Consider the following 18,604-nt stretch of genomic DNA (forward strand, 5'->3'; position numbering starts at 1 on the left):
TAACAAGGGGGAGATTACAAAAACATTGAACTTGAACAAGTGCCGTTTTGAATAAGTAATTTTATATTTAAAAACGCTCGGAAAGGCGCATTTTACCGTTGTAACTGCATATCCAAAGCAGACAAAAATAAAGCCTTAGTATAAAATTACTAAGGCTTTATTTGAAAAGATCAGAATGAGATCCTATTCTTGTTAAATGAATTTCTTTTTTATCTTCATCAAACTGAAACCAAATAAGAAGTAAATCAGAATTAATGTGACATTCCCAATAATCTTTATAGTCGCCAATAAGTTTATGAGCTTTCATTTTTAAAGGTAGATTATCAGCACCACCTTTAATTAATAATTCTAAACACATTTCAATATCTTTCAAATTCTCTAAATTTCCCGCATATGTCAACGCATCAAGGTTGATGATTTTCGTTTCAGGATATTTTAAGATAAATTCTCTTACAACATGAGAACCGATAAATCCAGCTCCACCTGTAATTAAAATAGTTTTCATAGTATTTTATAGTGTTATTTTTAATCGTTTCCAAACAAATCGCGCGTATAAACTTTCTCTTTCACGTCAGCTAATTCAGGTGCATTTCGATTCGAGATAATCACATCACATTCTTGTTTAAAAGCTTGAAAATCATTCATCACTTTCGATCCAAAAAAAGAATCTTCTTTCAGAACCGGTTCATAAACCACCACTTCAATTCCTTTTGCTTTAATACGTTTCATTACTCCTTGAATTGCTGATGCTCTAAAATTATCCGAACCTGATTTCATAATTAAGCGGTAAACACCAACTTTCTTAGGATTTTTAGCGATGATAGAATCTGCAATAAAATCTTTTCGCGTTCTGTTTGCATCAACAATAGCTTGAATGATATTATTTGGAACTGCATCATAATTCGCCAACAATTGCTTCGTATCTTTTGGCAAACAATATCCTCCATATCCAAATGATGGATTGTTGTAATGCGAACCGATACGAGGATCCAAACCAACTCCTTCGATAATTTGCTTGCTATTCAAGTTGAAAGTTTGTGCATAACTATCTAACTCATTAAAGTAAGCGACACGCAATGCTAAATAAGTATTCGAAAATAATTTGATTGCTTCTGCTTCGGTTGAATGTGTAAACAACGTCGGAATATCTTTCTTAATTGCTCCTTCTTTCAATAAATTAGCAAAAACTTCTGCTCTTTCGCTTTGCTCACCAATAATAATTCTTGATGGATACAAATTGTCGTATAAGGCTTTTCCTTCTCTCAAAAATTCAGGAGAAAAAATAATATTTTGATATTCTAATCGTGATTTTAAATCTTCAACAAAACCAACTGGAACTGTCGATTTTATAATAACTACAGCATTCGGATTAAATTGTTTAACATCCTTTATAACCGATTCTACACTTGATGTATTAAAATAATTTGTTTTTGGATCATAGTCCGTAGGCGTTGCAACAATCACATATTCTGCATTTGTATAGGCAGTTTCTTTGTCTAAAGTCGCAAGAAAATTAAGCTCCTTATTCTGCAAAAAATCTATAATTTCTTTATCTTCAATTGGAGATTTTTTTGCATTGAGCATTGCAATCTTTTCTGGAACAACATCTAACGCCACTACCTCATTATGCTGAGCTAATAAAATTGCGTTAGACAGACCAACGTAGCCTGTTCCCACTATTGCTATTTTCATTTATGGTTATTTAAAATTAATTTAAGAGAACAAATTTAGTAAAATTCTCTCAATTCGAACACCAATTTACTAAAAATGAGCAAATAGACAAGTATATTTACGTTTATAAAATTGTAAAAATTGTTATTTCATTTTCAACGAACCAATTATCTAGTTCTTCATTTGTCAAACTAGAAAAAATTTCAGTCAAAATTAGTTCTGTTTTAATATTCAAATTAACTTTACAAAAGTTAAAAATATAAACGTAATGTCTGTAAATAAAGAAATCAAACGTATCACTACCGAAACTGTGCGTAACATGAAATTTACCGGAGAAAAAATTTCGATGTTAACGGCTTACGATTTTACAATCGCTTCGCTTGTAGATGCGGCTGGAACGGAAGTTATTTTGGTTGGTGATTCTGCTGCTAATGTAATGGCTGGTCACGAAACAACTTTGCCAATTACTTTAGATCAAATGATTTACCATGCGCAATGCGTGGTTCGTGGTGCTAAACGCGCTTTGGTTGTCGTTGATTTACCTTTCGGAACTTATCAATCTGATCCGCAAAAAGCTTTAGAATCTTCTGTTCGAATTATGAAAGAATCTGGTGCGCATGCAATCAAATTAGAAGGAGGAAAAGAAATTGAAGAATCTATTCGTCGTATCGTAAATGCTGGTATTCCTGTTATGGGACACTTAGGTCTTACACCACAATCTATTTACCAATTTGGTTCGTATAAAGTGCGTGCAAAAGAAGATGCGGAAGCAGAAAAATTAATTAGCGATGCTAAATTATTAGAAGAATTAGGATGTTTTTCATTAGTAATGGAAAAAATCCCTGCTGATTTAGCTGCTAAAGTTACTGCGTCGGTTAATATCCCTACAATTGGAATTGGTGCAGGTGCAGGTTGCGACGGTCAAGTTTTAGTTGTACATGATATGTTGGGATTAAACAACGAGTTCAAACCAAAATTTGTTCGTAAATATTTAAACTTAGAAGATCAAATTCACCAAGCAATTGGACAATATGTTGCGGATGTAAAATCGGGCGACTTTCCAAATGTGAATGAACAATATTAGAAATTGAGGTTAAGGTTGAGATTGAGGAAAAGACAAAGCAAAACTCAATCTTAACCTCTTTTAAACTTAATCTTAGTCTAAACCTTAAACTTACAACATGCCTTATCACGATTTCACAGAAATGCCAATTTGGATAAAAGCAATGAATATCGCTGTTCAAGTTTTTGAGTTAAGTTCAAATTTACCTCGAACAGAAGATTATGGATTAACATCACAAATAAGACGTTCTGCAGAAAGTATTTCAGCAAATATTGCTGAAGGTTTTGGCAAATCGAGTATTAATGATAAAGTTAAATATTATGAAATCGCAAAAGGTTCGGCTTTCGAAACAAAATCTCATTTTTATTATGGACAGAAAGTTGGATATTTTAACGAAAACACAATAAATCTTCTTCTTGAAGAATTAAATACTACAATTTTTGAGATTAATAAACTCAAAAAGCATTAAAAAATTAAATAAATTCTAATTAATTAGGTTGACTTTCCCTATGTCTAAACCTTATTCTCAATAACATGAATCCAGAAATTTTATTCGAAGATAATCATTTGTTAATCATCAACAAAAAAGCGGGTGAATTAGCACAAGGAGACGAAACAGGCGACATTCCTCTTATCGATAGTCTAAAAGACTATATAAAACAACGTGACAACAAACCTGGAAATGTTTTCTTAGGGTTAGTGCATCGTTTGGATCGTCCAACTTCTGGTGTGTTGATTTTTGCTAAAACTTCGAAAGCGTTAACACGAATGAACGAAATGTTTCAGAAACGAAATATTGACAAAGTTTACCGTGCCATTGTACAAAGTAAACCGCCTAAAGATTTCGAAAGATTAGAACATTATCTAAAGAAAAATCCTAAAAATAATAAAACAACGGTTTATTCTAAACCTACTGCTGATGCAAAAAAAGCAATTTTAGAATACACTTATTTAGGCGCTTTGGATTCGTTTCATTGTGTCGAAGTAAAGTTATTTACAGGTCGTTCGCATCAAATTCGCGCGCAACTCTCTTCTGTTGGTTGTCCTATCAAAGGCGATTTGAAATACGGCGCTAAACGTTCTAATCCTGATGGAAGCATTTGTTTACATGCGTATCGCATTACATTTGAACATCCTGTCAAAAAAGAAGAAATGACAATTGTAGCTCCAGTTCCGAAAGATGCAATTTGGCAAGCAACGAACAAATTTAATTCGTAAATTTGTCGCTTATTTGTTTGTCAAATGAATAGCATTTTTTATTTCATAATTTATCAAATTTCACGTTTACCTCTTTCGGTTTTATACAGATTCTCGGATTTTCTGTTCTTTCTGTTGTACACGGTTATTGGTTATAGAAGACGTGTCATTAGAACAAATTTAGAAAACTCTTTTCCCGAAAAATCTCAAGAAGAAATCAAAACCATTCACAAAAAATTTTATGCAAATTTTTGTGATTATTTAGTTGAAACTTTAAAAAGTTTTTCTATTTCTCAAGAAGAATTGGACAAACGATTTACATATTCTAATCTCGACATTTTTAATGAAATAAAAAGTGAAAAACGAGATGTCATGATGATGTGTGGGCATATTTTCAATTGGGAATGGTTTATTGGAACGGTAAAACATTTACCAACAAAAGAAAGTGCAGCCGTTTATCATAAAATTAGAAACCCTTTTTGGAACGATAAAATCAACGCTATGCGTGGTCGTTTTGGTACAAAAGCATTAGACATGAAAGACGTGTTGCGTTTTATGATGAAAGCTCCGAATGATGGAGAATTAGCCTATTTATTTGTCGCAGATCAAAGTCCAAAACAATCGGCTGTTCACTATTTTATTGATTTTCTCAATCAGAGAACGCCTGTTTTTAATGGTTTTGATAAAATTGCTCGACGCAAAGACATGGCTGTTGTCTTTTGTCAAACCGAAAAAATAAAACGCGGTCATTATCACACAACTTTTATTCGACTACAACCTCAACAAGAAAAATTTGAAGAAAATGAAATTGTTCATCAATTTTTTCATCATTTAGAACAAACCATTCAACAACATCCAGATAATTGGCTTTGGAGCCACAAACGTTGGAAATATGCAGATTTGTAATTTTAAATATTCATGAAAACAGCAATTGCAATCCTAAATTGGAATGGCGAAAAATTATTGCCTCAATTTTTACCTTCGGTTATTAACAATTCTAAAAACGCAACAATTTATGTAATTGATAATGCGTCGACTGACAACTCAATCGAATTGTTAACAACTCAATTCCCTTCTGTCAAAATCATTCAGAACAAAGGAAATTATGGCTTTGCACAAGGCTATAACGAAGGTTTAAAAAAAATTGATGCAGAATATTTCTGTTTATTAAATTCGGATGTCGAAGTAACTGAAAATTGGATAGAACCAATTGAAAAATTGTTTGACAACAATCTTGACATCGCCGCAATTCAACCCAAAATATTAGACTACAAAAACAAAGAGTATTTTGAATATGCCGGTGCTGGAGGAGGTTTCATTGATAAATTTGGTTATCCATTTTGTCGAGGACGTGTTTTTTCAACTTTAGAAAAAGACAATGGACAATACAACGATACCACACAAATTTTTTGGGCTACGGGTGCTAGTTTATTCATTCGAAAAAAAGATTTCTTTGAACAAAATGGTTTTGACGAAGAATTCTTTGCACACATGGAAGAAATCGATTTGTGTTGGCGATTAAACAATGCTGGGCGAAAAATTTATTATTGTGGAGAATCAACTGTTTATCATTTGGGCGGTGCAACTTTGGATAAATCCAATCCAAAAAAATGGTATCTAAATTACCGAAATAGTTTGTGGATGATGCTTAAAAATCTACCTGAAAACAAACTTTTTCCGATGCTTTTCACACGTCTTTCTATGGATGGAATTGCTGCTGTTGCCTTTTTACCAAAACAAGGACTTCCACATGTTTGGGCTGTTTTCTTATCACATATGCATTTTTATTTTGGTTTTATAAAAATGTATAAAAAACGTCAACAACATCAAATTAAAAATTATTCGGATAAAGAATTATTGCCATTTCAGTATTTCATACAAAAACGTCAGTACTTTAAGGATTTAAAATAATCTGTCTTCAAATATTAAATCATTTCTTAAAATTTATATAAATTTTTAATTCTATTATTGTAGAATATAAAAATATTACTATCATTGTAGAACAAATCAAACTACAATGAAAAAAATAGTTACATTATTTACTTATTTCGTTCTACTTACCACTATTTCTTTTGCACAAAAGCTTGAAGTGAATTATCAAGAGATTGTAAAAGTAAATGCAGAAGAATTTAAAGGTTCTGTAAAATTTTCTACAAATGGTAAAGAAAGCACAATTCCGACTGATGTTTACAATGACATGATAAAGAATATGCAAGAGCCAAAAGATTTTATCTTAACAATCAATGAAAACGAATCATCTTATAATAAAGTCGAAAAAATAGATAATCAACAAGGAGGAAACGGGATGAGAGTTTCGATGAGTTTTGGAGATTCAGGAAATGGTTTATTCAAAAATTTAACTACAAAAGATTATTTGAAAAGTGTAAAATCATTTGACAAAACTTATACAATAAAAGATAAATTAACCGAATACAAATGGCAATTAACACGCGAAACAAAGAAATTAATTGGTTTTGATGTCAAAAAAGCAACCGCAATTGTGGATAGCACAACAACTGTAACTGCGTGGTATGCTCCAAGTATTGCAATAAAAGATGGACCTGGAATTTACAATGGTTTGCCTGGTTTGATATTAGAAGTCGAAATCAAAAACTCAAAAAATAAAGGAATCGAAAGTAGCACTATTCGTGCAACAGAAGTCAAAGAAGTCCCAAATCTAAAACCAATTGAAAAGCCAAAAGATAAAAATACAATCACCAACGAAGAATATAAAGCGTTGAGTGAAAAAGCAATGGAAAGGCTAAAACAGATGAGCTCTGAAGGTGTAAGTAAGGATTAAAGAAAATATTTTCATCCTTCATTAAACATTTTATACTATTTCTTGTCTAAGAGCTATAATCACATTTAAAATGAAAAAAATAATTTCAGTTTTTATTTTACTAATTAGTTTTTCGGCCTTTGCGCAACAAGAAAAAGTAGAAATTTCGTACACAACGCGTATTATTTTACCAGACGATTTTACGTTTCAACCTCCGAGAGGTGGCAATGGACGTACGATGTCAAAAGAAATGCAAGAGCAATTCAAGAAAAATATTCAAGAGCCTCAAGAAGCTAAGTTGACTATTTTGGGAAATGAATCTTTGTATAAAATGGTTGAAAAAATATCAAACGATCAAAGTCAAGGAATAAGAGGTCCACGTGGAGGCGGAATGCGAATGATGTCGATGAATGGAGATAATATTTATAAAAATAGTACAAATCATTTGCTTTTAAAAGAACAAAACATGATGGGAAAAAGTTATGTTGTGAAAGATTCTTTGCAAAATTTTGATTGGAAATTAACACGCGAAACGAAAATAATTTTAGGGAATGAAGCTAAAAAAGCAACCGCTATTATTGATAGTGTTCAAACAACAGTTTGGTACATTCCAACATTGAAATATAAAACTGGTCCAGAAAATTATTGGGGATTACCAGGTTTAATCGCAGAAGTACAAACAGAGATTAACAGAGGAATGTTTAAAGGTTCTAAAATTATTTCTTTGACAGATATCAAAACATCAACAAATACAAAAACAATCGAAAAACCAAAAGATAAAGGTGCTATTTCGCAAGCAGAATTTGATAAATTAATGCAAGAACAACGCTCACGTTTCGAAGAAATGAGAAATTCTGGTGTAAATAAACGAGATTAAGGTTTCTTAAAATTCGATTAATTTTCATAAAAATTGGTTCAATTTCATATTATAAAACTTATATTTAATTCTAAATTAATCTTAAGAAATAAAATACTATGAAAGCTTTAATCATCGTAGATATGCAGTACGATTTTTTACCAGGAGGTTCGTTGGCTGTGAATGATGGAGATAAAATTATCGAACGCATAAACAAATTGCAAGAAAAGTATGATGTTGTTGTGGCAACGCAAGATTGGCATCCAGCAAATCACAAAAGTTTTGCTTCTCAACACACAGATAAACAACCTTTTGATGTAATCGAATTAGGTGGAAATCGTCAAGTTTTATGGCTAGATCATTGTGTACAAGGCACTAAAGGAGCTGAAATACACAAAGATATCAAGCAAAATAAAATAAGTGCAATCATCCGAAAAGGTATGAATCCAGAAGTTGATTCGTATAGTGCTTTTTTTGATGTGAATAAAAAGAATCCAACAGGGCTAAATGGATTTTTGAAAGATCATAATGTAACAAGTGTATACATATGCGGTTTAGCAGCAGATTATTGTGTGTATTATACAGCAAAAGATGCTTTAGCATTGGGATATACAACATATATTTTAGAAGGAACAACAAAGGCTATTAACCAAGAACTTTTTGATGAATTGAAAGAAGATTTTATCAAAAAAGGTGGAAATGTCTCGACGTATTTATTATAAAAAAATAATAAATTGCTAGATAAAAATGTCATTTGAAAATCCTTAACTTTTTGAATGACATTTTATTTTTTAGAATAAATTCAAAAAACATCTGTAACATTAATCTACAAAAGCAGACTAATTAGACAAATACAACAATTATGAAAAAAGCAATCTTAACATTTGCCTTAGGAATTATCACAACTACAGTTTCTATCGCACAAGACAATAAAACACAAAATATCGATGCAACTTATGTTTGCGAAATGAAATTGGATTATGACAAAACAATGGCACAAGTTCCTCAACAATATCGTTCACAAGTTGGCCCAATGTTAAAAGCTGAAATTGATGCGGGTGTTTTCATGAATTATTTCTTAAAAAGTAATTCAAAACAATCAACTTTTGTATTAGAACAAAAAGTAGGAAATGCTCAATCTCAAGGAGGAATGATTGCCCAACAAATGGCAACTTTCGATAATAAACCAACTTATAAAGACTTTACTGTAACTCCAAATTTGTATTACAAAGAAGTTGATATGGGGACAAAACAATATTTGATTAAAGATCAAATTCCTGATTACAAATGGAAAATTTCTCGTGAGAAAACTGATATTGCTGGATATAAAGCAACAAAAGCAGAAGGTGTTATGATGGATTCTATTCCTGTAACGGCTTGGTTTGCTCCAGAAATTCCAATAAAAGATGGACCAACTTCTTTAGCTGGCTTACCTGGTTTAATTGTAAAAGCTCAATTTGATTACCAAGGAACAACAATGATTTTCACATTAAAAGAATTAAAACTTTCGGATAAAGAATTAAAAGTTAACATTCCTACAAAAGGTGAAACTGTAACGCATAATCAATTCATGAAAATTATGGAAGATATGCAGAAAAAGATGAAAGAAATGATGAATAGCGGTGTAGACACCCAATAATTCATTAAACAAAATATAAAACACATCTGTTTCTAACACATAAATAGATGTGTTTTACAAAAAACTCTATTTTGAGTCATCAACTAAAAAATACATATGAAGAAATTACTCTATCTAATTTTATTTACTTCTGCTGCTCAAATCTCATTTGCACAAGAATGTAAATTGAAAGGATCTGTTGCAAATGATGCTGGAATTCCTGTTACAGATGCTTCTGTCTCTATTTTTGATAGTAAAAACGAAGGAAAAGGTTTTGTTTTTACAAGTAACATGGGTGAATTTGAATTCAAATTGCCATGTGGACAAAAATATGATATCGAAATTGAGCAAGCTGGTTACGAAACATATGTAGAAAATGTTGATTTGACTGAAAATGTCAACAAAAAAATAAAGCTTAAACAAGGAAAAGAAATTTCTTTAAAAGAAACAATTGTAAAAGCTCAACAAGCAATCAAAGTAAAAGGTGATACAATTGAGTTTGATGCAGATTCTTTCAAAGTTGGAAATGAGGAAACATTAGAAGATATTCTTAAAAAATTACCTGGAATTGAAGTTCAGAATGGTAAGGTAATGTACAAAGGTAAACCAATGTCGCAAGTAACAGTTGGTGGACGTGAAGTTTTGGGTGGTAACGAAAAATTATTGAACAAAAATTTACCTTCGGATGCGGTTTCTAAAATTCAATTAAACACTAAGTTCAAATCAAATCCTTTTGCTTCTTCCTTACAAGAAGATGACGAACAATTCTCGTTAAACATCGAACTAAAAGATGATATGAAGCGTCTTGCTTTTGGTAATGTGACGTTAGGTGGAGATGCGGACAAACATACAGATGCGCAAGCTAAAATTTTCTATTTCTCAGAAAAAACGGACGGAACTTTAATCAATGATTTTAATACATTCGGGAAACAAGTTTTTGATCAAGATGATTATATGAGCTTCTTTGGTGGGTACTCTGAATTTAATTCTGAAGGAAGTATCTATTCATTAAGAGGAAATTCGAACAATCTAAACTTAATGACAAAAAATGATGCGCCGAGTATGAATACCTATAATGGTGCTGTGCATTTTGGTGTTGAACCAAATAAGAAACTAAAAATCTCTGGGTTTGGTTTACTTAATACAAATAACATTCGTTACAATTCTAAATCAGAACGTTATTACAACAACATCGAAACACCTTATACAACTGTCGATCAGGAACAAAATAAGAGCAATATTTTGATGGGAATGTCGCGTTTGCGTTTAGATTATAATCCGAATGATAAAGGACAAATTAAATATCGCTTAAACTTTAATTATTTAGATAGCGAAAACGAACAATTGGTTGATAGCTATTATAACGATCAAAAAAATAGCTTTAGAAATGTAAATTCTGAACAAAAGAATTACTCTTTATCACAAACTTTATCTTACATCCGTAAAGTTGGACGCGATGATAATGTTGGTTTATATTTCCGTCATCAATATCAAAAAGATACGCCAGATTACAATGTTTTATCAACAGCAAATCCGTTCTCGTCTTTTAATTTGTTCAAGAATTTATCTCAAGTAAATAATCAATATAATATCAATCAAGATCAAAATTTTGTTTTGAACACTGTTCAATTATACGGAATCTACAATCACTTGTTGACAAATACATCTAACCTTAAAATTAAGGTTGGAACAAATTTTAGTACGCAAGATTTTGAAAATAAAATCTATGATTTTCAGAAATTAATGAATGATAATTCATTAATCAGTAATACAGATTTAGATTACAACGAGACTTTTGCTGATGTAACATTGACAAAAAAATTAGGAAACTTTCAAGTAGATGCTGGAGCTGGAGTTTCGTTCTTTAATGAGAAATCGAAATACCAAGATGGTGAAAAATTAAATCGTTCGGAAACGAAATTTTTACCTCACCTGAATTTGCAATACAAGTTCAACAATGCAACAAGTGTTCGCGCAAGTTATTCACAAAGCTATAGCTATCCGTACACAAAAGATTTTAATGATTCGTACACCATTCAAAGTTACCAATCTATTTTCTACGGAAATAGAAATTTAAGACAAGCTTTGACACATACAGCAAGTCTTAATTTTAGTCATTTTAACTCATTCACATTCTTTAATATTTTTGCGAATTTGAGTTATACATTACAAGAAAAAAGTATACAAACGCAATCTGTTTTAAACCGTGATTTTATCATCTCTGGAAACGATACAATTGTAAATAACTATCAATTCAATACCTTAATTAATTCTGGTAATAACCAAGAAACTTATTCAGGATATTTCATGATTGGGAAGCGTTTTGCTAAATGGTACAATGCACGATTAACAGGTAATATTTCTACTTCTAATTATTATACCATTACACGAAATATTGAATATGAAAATGGAGTTGTTAAAAATGATGATTTGAAGGATGTTAACAATAAAAGTTTTAATCAAACATATAATTTAGAGAACTCATTTACATTCAAAAAGAAATTTGAATTAAAGGCTGGGGTTAATTTAAACCTAAGTAAATATCAATCATTATCTGAACAGAAATTTACGAACTGGCGTCCATATGGGGAAGCTGCTTGGTCCGCTACAAGTAAATTATTAGTTCAGACCGATTTCTCTTATCGCTTACAATACCGTGATGGAGTAGAAATAAACACAGCAAAAGAGTGGAATGCTTCTGCACGATACAATATTGCGAAGAAAACTTATTTGACTCTTACAGGTGGAAATTTATTAGGAAACAACGTAATTGTTTCGAATGGATTTAATGATAACTACATATCGACTACAACTAAAAATGTTTTGGGAAGATATTTTATCGTGAGTTTACGATATAAGTTCTAAAATAAATGAATTAAATAGTAAAAGCCCTTCTATAGAAGGGCTTTTACTATTTAATCACTTGTGGATAATCAAACAAATTATTTGGATCATATTTCTTTTTTAATTGCTGCAATCGAGCCAAATTATTTCCGAAATAAGCATTATTTGCATCAGGAAAATTAATATCCGGGTAATTTCGGTATTGTTTTATATTCCCAATATTTCTTAATAATTGTTGTATTTCTTCAAATGATTTTGTCAACTTTTCTTCTTGCGAAGGCAAATCCCAATACGCTTGTAACTCGCTCAAATAATTAATATCGCGATGTGGATAAGCAGAATCTGAAGCTTTGACTTCATTGATTTTTCCACCCAAAGTATTTATCTGATAAATCATTCCTTTAGAAGCGACAACTTTTGCAAAAATATCTTCCAAACCTTTCTCAATATCTTCAATTCCTGTGTACAAACCAGCAGAAGAATTTTTGAAATAAATCGGCTCTGTTACGCCATAATAATTTTTGAGCGCAGCAGCCAGATTTCTATTTTTCATCGGTTTATAATCATTCGATAATGGAATTAAACTCGAAAATATTTTCTCAAAATCTGTTTGATTTACTGCAAAATTGGTAAATAAAATGGTCAAAAACTTTCCATTCAACACAAAAGCAGAAAAAGCTTCTTTAGGTAATTTTTCCGTTGCTTGGAACCAAAGTCGAATTAATTTGACAAATTTATCTGATGTTAGATTTGTAAACTTCATACGATATCCGCTGAAAGATTGTGGGACTGGATAAGTTTTGAAATGTAATTCCGTTACAACGCCAAAATTTCCATTTCCGCCGCCTTTACACGCCCAAAGTAAATCGGGATCTTTATCAGAGTCGATTGTATTTCCTTTGTAATCGATCATTTTTACACGAAGCAGATTATCACAGGTCAACCCATATTTTCGGCTAAAAAAACCATAGCCACCGCCCAAAGTCAAACCACCAATAGCCACAGTTCCACATGATCCAGCTGGAATAATTCTTTTCTTAGGTAAAAAATTCGCATAAATTTCTTGCAACAAACAAGCTGGTTGTAATTTTACTTTATTCTCTTGCAACCACGTAATTTTGTTCATCAATCCAAGATGAATCAACAATCCGTTATCAACATTCGAAAAACCTTCAAAACTATGTCCTCCACTTCGAATGGCAATTTTTAGTTTCTTCTCGTTTGCTAATACAATTGCTTTTTTTATTCCAGTTTCGGATTTACAAACTGCTATAATTTTCGGAAACTTCTCAATTCTTTTGTTGAATGATTTTCTGTATTGATTATACTTTTCATCATCTTTTGTCAAGATTATTAAATCATCATCCAAAAAATCATCAAACGAATAAAAAGACATAAAAAAAATCCCTAAACTACCTGTACCAAGTAGTTTTAGGAATTCTCTTTTTGTATAATTTGATTGTAACATAGCTAAAATTGGTTTAGCTAAAGATACAACTATTTGATATTATTCTCTTTTAACCAATTTCTATAATTCTCAGCATTTTTCAAATGTTCCTGATAATCATTGGTATAAATGTGGTAACCTGGTTTTTTAGGATCTGCAACAAAGAAAATAAAATCGTGATTTGCTGGTGATAAAACCGCATCAATTGCTCCTAAATTTGGTAAACAAATTGGCGCTGGTGGTAAACCTTTGTTACGATATGTGTTGTACGCATTCGAAGACCACGTCCATTTTTTGTACACACGTTGCACTTTTTGATCCCAACCATTTTCCATTTTGTACGCATAAATAGAAGTTGGATCGGCCTCTAAACGCATATCTTTCGCCAAACGATTCATATATGCTCGTGCAACCTTTTGTTGTTCATCCATATTATCAGACGATTCTAATTGAACAATAGATGCTAATGTTGTAACTTGTAAAGGTGTCATGTTAAGCGCTTTTGCTTTTGCTAAACGTTCTGCATTCCATACTTTGTCGTGTTGCGCTACCATTTTATCAACAAATTTTTCTGGTGTTAATCCCCAATACACGAAATACGTTTCTGGAATGAAATATTGCTTTACCGTTTCGTCGTTTAACGTTGTATCGTTTTTTTCTTTCACAAAATCGCGAATAGCTGTCAAAACTTCGATAGAATCCATATCAATTTGTTTGGAAACTGATCCCGCCAAATGGTAAATTGTTGGTTCATTTTTGATACGAAGTTTCACTTCTTCTTGCTCTCCTCCTTGCAAACGATCAATAATATCGCGGTTAGAATCTGAGCTTGAGATTTTATATTTTCCAGATTTTATCGTTGCTGGATAATCTGCATCTTCTGCATATTGTTTGAACAATTTTTCATCCTTCAAAAATGGTTTTAAAGAATCTAAAACTTGCTCAAATTTAGCTCCACGAGAGATATAGATATAACCATCTTTGGTTACATTTCCTTTGAAACCGTCTATAAATGTACATCCTACAAATGCGAATGAACAGATTAATATTAATACTAAATTTAATTTTTTCATTGGATTGAATTAAATTTCAATTTCACCTTCAAAAACTTTTACTGCTGGTCCATTTAACCAAACATTGACAAAGTTATGATTATTTTCTTCAAAATTTACAGATAAATCTCCTCCCATTGCTTTTACTTTGATATCTTTTTTGTCTACCAAATTTTTAACATAAGCAGAAATCGCAGCAGCTGTAATTCCTGTTCCGCAAGCCAAGGTTTCGTCCTCAACTCCACGTTCATATGTACGTATCGTAAGACTTTTATCTGGCATTACTTCAACAAAATTTACATTAGAACCTTTCTCAAAATAGGGCGCTCCATTGCGAATCGCTTTTCCTTTTTTATAAACATTAACATCTTTTACATTTTCCACAAATTCTACGTGATGCGGCGAACCTGTGTTCATAAATAAATATTTGTCGTGATCTTCTACTTCATTTACATCAATCATCTGTAAACGAATAACTTCTTGATCTACGATACCATGATGCAAACCATCAATCGCATTAAATGTCATTTTGTCATTAGCCACATCCAAATCATTTGCAAATCGAATAATACAACGTCCTCCGTTTCCGCACATTGTACTTTCGTTTCCATCCGAATTGAAATACACCATTCTGAAGTCTGAATTTTCATCATTTTGTAACAAAATCAAACCATCAGCTCCTATCCCAAAATTACGATCACATAGCCTATTAATCAATTCTGTAGAGATTGGAAACGTTTTTTCTCGATCATCAATCATGACAAAATCATTCCCAGCTCCTTGGTATTTATAAAATTTTAATTTCAACTTCTTAAATTTTAAACAAAGTAAAGACATTTTTGTCACTCTTAACTAATGTTATAAAAGATTTATAATATAGTGTTAACATGCGTTAAACGGTTTGAAATGTTAAAATTTTGGTCTTAAATTTGATTTAATCTAAAAACATTAAAAACTTATATAATTAAAGATGAAAAAATATACAGGATACTTATTAGTTGGATTAGTGAGCTCTATGACAACTATGGGAGGTTTTTATTTGATGAACGAAAATGGAAGTAATCCATTTATTACAAATGCAAGTAATCAGAAAAATGGAGACTTTGAATTTGTAGATTATAAAGGAAATTACAATTACGATGCGCCAAACTTTGTGCAAGCATCTAATAAAGCTGTACATACAGTTGTGAGTATCAAAAATTATTCGAATCAAAGACAGCAACAACAACAGCAATTCTTTGATCCTTTTGATTTCTTTTTCGGGCAACCAGAACAACAACAAAGAGGAAGACAACAGCAACCAGATCAAGATCAACCATCTGGAATGGGTTCTGGTGTAATTATTTCACAAGATGGTTACATTGTTACAAATAATCACGTGATACAAGGTGCTTCTAAAATTGAAGTGACTTTGAATAATCAAAAAAGTTATATTGCCGAATTAGTTGGTACTGATCCAAGTACAGATATTGCCTTATTGAAAATTAGCGAAAAAGGTTTACCATTCACAAAATTTGTCGATTCTGATGCGATTAATGTTGGAGATTGGGTGTTAGCAGTTGGTAATCCATTTGGATTGACATCTACTGTTACAGCAGGTATTGTTTCGGCAAAAGGTCGTAGCATTAATATTTTAGGTAAAAATTCTGAATCACCAATCGAGTCGTTTATTCAAACCGATGCAGCGATTAATCCAGGAAACTCTGGTGGTGCTTTGGTGAATGCAAACGGAGATTTAATTGGTATCAATACAGCTATTTCTTCGCCAACAGGAGCTTATTCTGGTTACGGATTTGCTGTTCCTGCAAACTTGGTAAAAAAAGTTGTTGAGGATATTAAATCGTACGGAATTGTACAACGTGGATATTTAGGTATCAAAGGTTTTGATTTATCGAATGAAGATGCTGTAAAACAATATAACAAACAGTTCAAAAAGAACATTAAAACCGATAATGGAGTAATGGTAACTGAATTGGTTGCGAAAGGATCTGCAATTGATTCTGGAATCGAAGAAGGAGACATCATTACAGCTGTAGATGGAAAACCAATTACATCTTTCTCTTCGTTATCATTCATCGTAGGTAGCAAACGTCCTGGTGACAATGTTGCACTTACTGTAAGACGTGGAAACTCTGAGAAAACATACAACATCACATTGAAAGATGCTAAAGGAAGCACTAAAGTGAGAAGCAAATCTGACTTAACGCCAACTGAAGTTCTTGGTGCAGAATTTGAGCCATTAACAGAACGTCAAAAAGATAGTTTCGGAATTAATTATGGTGTCATGGTAAAACATTTAGATAATGCAGGAAAATTAGCAGCAGCAGGTGTTCAAGAAGAATTTATTATCTTATCGATCAATGATAAAAATGTAAGTTCACAAGACGATATCGAAAAAATATTAAAAAATTATAAAGGTCGCGTATCAATTAAATTTGCAGATTATTACGGACGAATCTATACAAAAGGATTCACGATGGATTAAAATTTTGAGTCGATTTTAAATTTTAATAAATCATTATAAATAGCTACAACAAGATAAGTTGTAGCTATTTATCTTTACACTAAGTTTAATTTCAAAACCAAACGTATGACTTTAAGGAAAATCAGTACAATCTTCATTCTTTTATTCTCCTCTTTTGCATTCAGTCAAAACTTATTTGGCGTTTCAGGAAGTTATTCTAATCAATCTGGGAACTTTGCCAAACTAGGTCTGTTTTACACTTTTGGATTAGGTGATACATTTATCACTCCACGAATAGATGCCAACGCAAACATGGCTTATATGCGAGATAATTTTCATGTCATTCCAGAAATTGGTATTACAGGCTATTTTACCTCAGGCGGCTCATATATTTTTCCTTTTGTAGAAAGCGAGTTTACACCGTATACAATCACTCCAAAAGTTGGATTAACTTTTTTGACCATAGTTGAATTTGGAATAGGATATGGTTTTAAAATTAATGAGAAAGATAATTTCAAACCGATAAAAGGCTTTCAATTTTCTGCTGGAATTAATATTCCTTTCAATTGGAATTAGAGAAAGTAAAAACGACGAAAATTTATTTTTTTGGAAGAAAACTAAATAATTCATTAATTTTATCACATGAAAAAGTTCATCGCAATCTTTGTTTTTATCATTAGTTTTCAAGCGAAAGCACAACAAAATTTAACCGATTATTTTACAATTAATCTTGGTTATGAATATTGGAATGGAAATTATGGAAAAGTTGGAACAGATTTGTTCTTAGTACAAGATAACAACAATATTTTGACATTTAGCGCCAATGCAAATTTGGGTTATATGAAAGATAAATTTCGTGTAATTCCAGAAGTTGGAGCTGGATATATGTTCAATTTTCGCAACAATACTGGTGATCCATATAGCTCTAACTTTAACTCCGCTTTTTATGTTATCCGTACTGAAGTTTCTCCGTGGACAATTACTCCAAAAGCTGGTATCGCAGTTTTGAGCATTGTAGAGTTAAATGCTGGTTATTCTTTCGAGTTTAGAGAAAATAAAAATTTTAAAGATATGAGCGGTTTCCGAGCAGGATTAACTATTCACTTGCCGACTCAGCTTTTTTAGTTCTAATGCTTTTACGCAATTCTTTCAAACGAATATATAAATCTGAAGTCGACGCATTTTCTTCAATCGTATTAAAAATAAAAACACCTTTATCAGTATAAAAGAAGATAATAGCTTCGTGATCTGCTACTTTAAAAGCATTTGTAATCCCATTTATTTTGTTCTCAACCCAAGATAATTTGCATGTTTTCAAATCAAAAATATGATCTTCATTACCCAAAATATCTTTGAAAATTAATTGATCTCCTTGTACATATAATACACCACTTCCCTGAAAAGATTTCATTTTAAGAAATCTCCCTTGCGGACGCCCAATATTGTAACGTACAACAGCTTTTAAGTCTACCTGATCTGGTAAGCTTTTCAGTGTATGTTGTTCATTTTTCTCTCTGACTTTCGCATCAGATACGGCAATAACAAAGAATATCGAAACAAAAATTCCGAAAATCAAAAATATTATTAGGATTGATATGATTGGTGCCATAATG

General features: G+C 31.6%; 19 protein-coding genes and 1 pseudogene. 13 read left to right on the top strand and 7 right to left on the bottom strand.

Translation table 11 applies throughout. The features are described 5' to 3' along the window. Positions 1 to 157: 157 nt before the first annotated feature. The 3 genes and pseudogenes from B3J26_RS14860 to B3J26_RS00010 all read right to left on the bottom strand — a co-directional run bounded on the left by B3J26_RS14860 (position 158) and on the right by B3J26_RS00010 (position 1,692). A complete protein-coding gene (locus B3J26_RS14860; protein ID WP_409410935.1) occupies positions 158 to 358 on the bottom strand; it encodes a type II toxin-antitoxin system YafQ family toxin in 201 nt (66 codons plus the stop codon). Further along, a pseudogene (locus tag B3J26_RS14865) lies at positions 359 to 505 on the bottom strand (GDP-mannose 4,6-dehydratase); the annotation flags it as partial. It lies immediately after the preceding gene. Between the two features lie 20 nt (positions 506 to 525). Next, on the bottom strand, positions 526 to 1,692 hold the full coding sequence (locus B3J26_RS00010) for a nucleotide sugar dehydrogenase (RefSeq protein ID WP_291072574.1): 1,167 nt from the start codon (positions 1,690 to 1,692) through the stop codon (positions 526 to 528). 247 nt (positions 1,693 to 1,939) lie between these two features. Here B3J26_RS00010 and panB point away from each other — a divergent pair, with 247 nt between their 5' ends. From panB to B3J26_RS00060, 10 genes are all read left to right on the top strand, one after another. Continuing rightward, entirely contained in the window at positions 1,940 to 2,755 is an 816-nt protein-coding gene (gene panB, locus B3J26_RS00015; protein ID WP_291072575.1) for a 3-methyl-2-oxobutanoate hydroxymethyltransferase, read from the top strand. Between the two features lie 97 nt (positions 2,756 to 2,852). Further along, entirely contained in the window at positions 2,853 to 3,203 is a 351-nt protein-coding gene (locus B3J26_RS00020; RefSeq protein ID WP_114998885.1) for a four helix bundle protein, read from the top strand. 65 nt (positions 3,204 to 3,268) lie between these two features. Continuing rightward, complete coding sequence (locus tag B3J26_RS00025; protein WP_291072577.1) at positions 3,269 to 3,952, top strand: RluA family pseudouridine synthase; 684 nt, start codon at positions 3,269 to 3,271, stop codon at positions 3,950 to 3,952. Between the two features lie 24 nt (positions 3,953 to 3,976). Next, entirely contained in the window at positions 3,977 to 4,837 is an 861-nt protein-coding gene (locus tag B3J26_RS00030) for a lysophospholipid acyltransferase family protein (RefSeq protein WP_038331093.1), read from the top strand. 12 nt (positions 4,838 to 4,849) lie between these two features. Then, positions 4,850 to 5,842: a glycosyltransferase family 2 protein gene (locus tag B3J26_RS00035; RefSeq protein WP_291072578.1), complete on the top strand. Its 993-nt coding sequence runs from the start codon at positions 4,850 to 4,852 to the stop codon at positions 5,840 to 5,842. Between the two features lie 106 nt (positions 5,843 to 5,948). After that, the gene (locus B3J26_RS00040) at positions 5,949 to 6,731 is read left to right on the top strand and encodes a GLPGLI family protein (protein WP_280045507.1); all 783 of its coding nucleotides are present in this window, start codon (positions 5,949 to 5,951) and stop codon (positions 6,729 to 6,731) included. Positions 6,732 to 6,801: 70 nt separating this feature from the next. After that, positions 6,802 to 7,587: a GLPGLI family protein gene (locus B3J26_RS00045; RefSeq protein ID WP_280045506.1), complete on the top strand. Its 786-nt coding sequence runs from the start codon at positions 6,802 to 6,804 to the stop codon at positions 7,585 to 7,587. Between the two features lie 98 nt (positions 7,588 to 7,685). Next, positions 7,686 to 8,288 (top strand): bifunctional nicotinamidase/pyrazinamidase, encoded by a 603-nt coding sequence (gene pncA, locus B3J26_RS00050; protein WP_180905826.1) that lies wholly within the window; start codon positions 7,686 to 7,688, stop codon positions 8,286 to 8,288. A 140-nt stretch (positions 8,289 to 8,428) separates the two neighbouring features. Further along, on the top strand, positions 8,429 to 9,205 hold the full coding sequence (locus B3J26_RS00055; protein ID WP_180905825.1) for a GLPGLI family protein: 777 nt from the start codon (positions 8,429 to 8,431) through the stop codon (positions 9,203 to 9,205). A gap of 96 nt (positions 9,206 to 9,301) precedes the next feature. Further along, complete coding sequence (locus tag B3J26_RS00060) at positions 9,302 to 12,049, top strand: TonB-dependent receptor (protein ID WP_291072581.1); 2,748 nt, start codon at positions 9,302 to 9,304, stop codon at positions 12,047 to 12,049. A gap of 46 nt (positions 12,050 to 12,095) precedes the next feature. Here the strand turns inward: B3J26_RS00060 and B3J26_RS00065 are convergent, their stop codons facing one another. From B3J26_RS00065 to dapF, 3 genes are read right to left on the bottom strand one after another with little or no spacing between them, the layout of a single operon-like run. Next, complete coding sequence (locus B3J26_RS00065; RefSeq protein ID WP_280035295.1) at positions 12,096 to 13,496, bottom strand: FAD-binding oxidoreductase; 1,401 nt, start codon at positions 13,494 to 13,496, stop codon at positions 12,096 to 12,098. Positions 13,497 to 13,525: 29 nt separating this feature from the next. Then, a complete protein-coding gene (gene mltG, locus B3J26_RS00070) occupies positions 13,526 to 14,548 on the bottom strand; it encodes an endolytic transglycosylase MltG (RefSeq protein ID WP_291072584.1) in 1,023 nt (340 codons plus the stop codon). Positions 14,549 to 14,557: 9 nt separating this feature from the next. Next, positions 14,558 to 15,334 (bottom strand): diaminopimelate epimerase, encoded by a 777-nt coding sequence (gene dapF / locus B3J26_RS00075; RefSeq protein ID WP_125349427.1) that lies wholly within the window; start codon positions 15,332 to 15,334, stop codon positions 14,558 to 14,560. Positions 15,335 to 15,497: 163 nt separating this feature from the next. Here dapF and B3J26_RS00080 point away from each other — a divergent pair, with 163 nt between their 5' ends. The 3 genes from B3J26_RS00080 (at position 15,498) to B3J26_RS00090 (ending at position 18,116) form a co-directional block, all read left to right on the top strand. Next, positions 15,498 to 17,012, top strand: a complete 1,515-nt coding sequence (locus B3J26_RS00080) for a Do family serine endopeptidase (RefSeq protein ID WP_125349428.1) — start codon at positions 15,498 to 15,500, stop codon at positions 17,010 to 17,012. Between the two features lie 105 nt (positions 17,013 to 17,117). Beyond that, entirely contained in the window at positions 17,118 to 17,567 is a 450-nt protein-coding gene (locus B3J26_RS00085; protein WP_038331079.1) for a hypothetical protein, read from the top strand. A 66-nt stretch (positions 17,568 to 17,633) separates the two neighbouring features. Next, the gene (locus B3J26_RS00090; RefSeq protein ID WP_291072586.1) at positions 17,634 to 18,116 is read left to right on the top strand and encodes a hypothetical protein; all 483 of its coding nucleotides are present in this window, start codon (positions 17,634 to 17,636) and stop codon (positions 18,114 to 18,116) included. Here the strand turns inward: B3J26_RS00090 and B3J26_RS00095 are convergent. Beyond that, positions 18,088 to 18,600 carry a hypothetical protein gene (locus B3J26_RS00095; protein WP_291072588.1) on the bottom strand — a complete coding sequence of 171 codons (513 nt, stop codon included), beginning with the start codon at positions 18,598 to 18,600 and terminating at the stop codon, positions 18,088 to 18,090. The genes B3J26_RS00090 and B3J26_RS00095 overlap by 29 nt on opposite strands. Positions 18,601 to 18,604: the final 4 nt, after the last annotated feature.

Source organism: Empedobacter sp. UBA5987 (assembly GCF_002429865.1).
Taxonomy (GTDB): Bacteria; Bacteroidota; Bacteroidia; order Flavobacteriales; family Weeksellaceae; genus Empedobacter; species Empedobacter falsenii_B.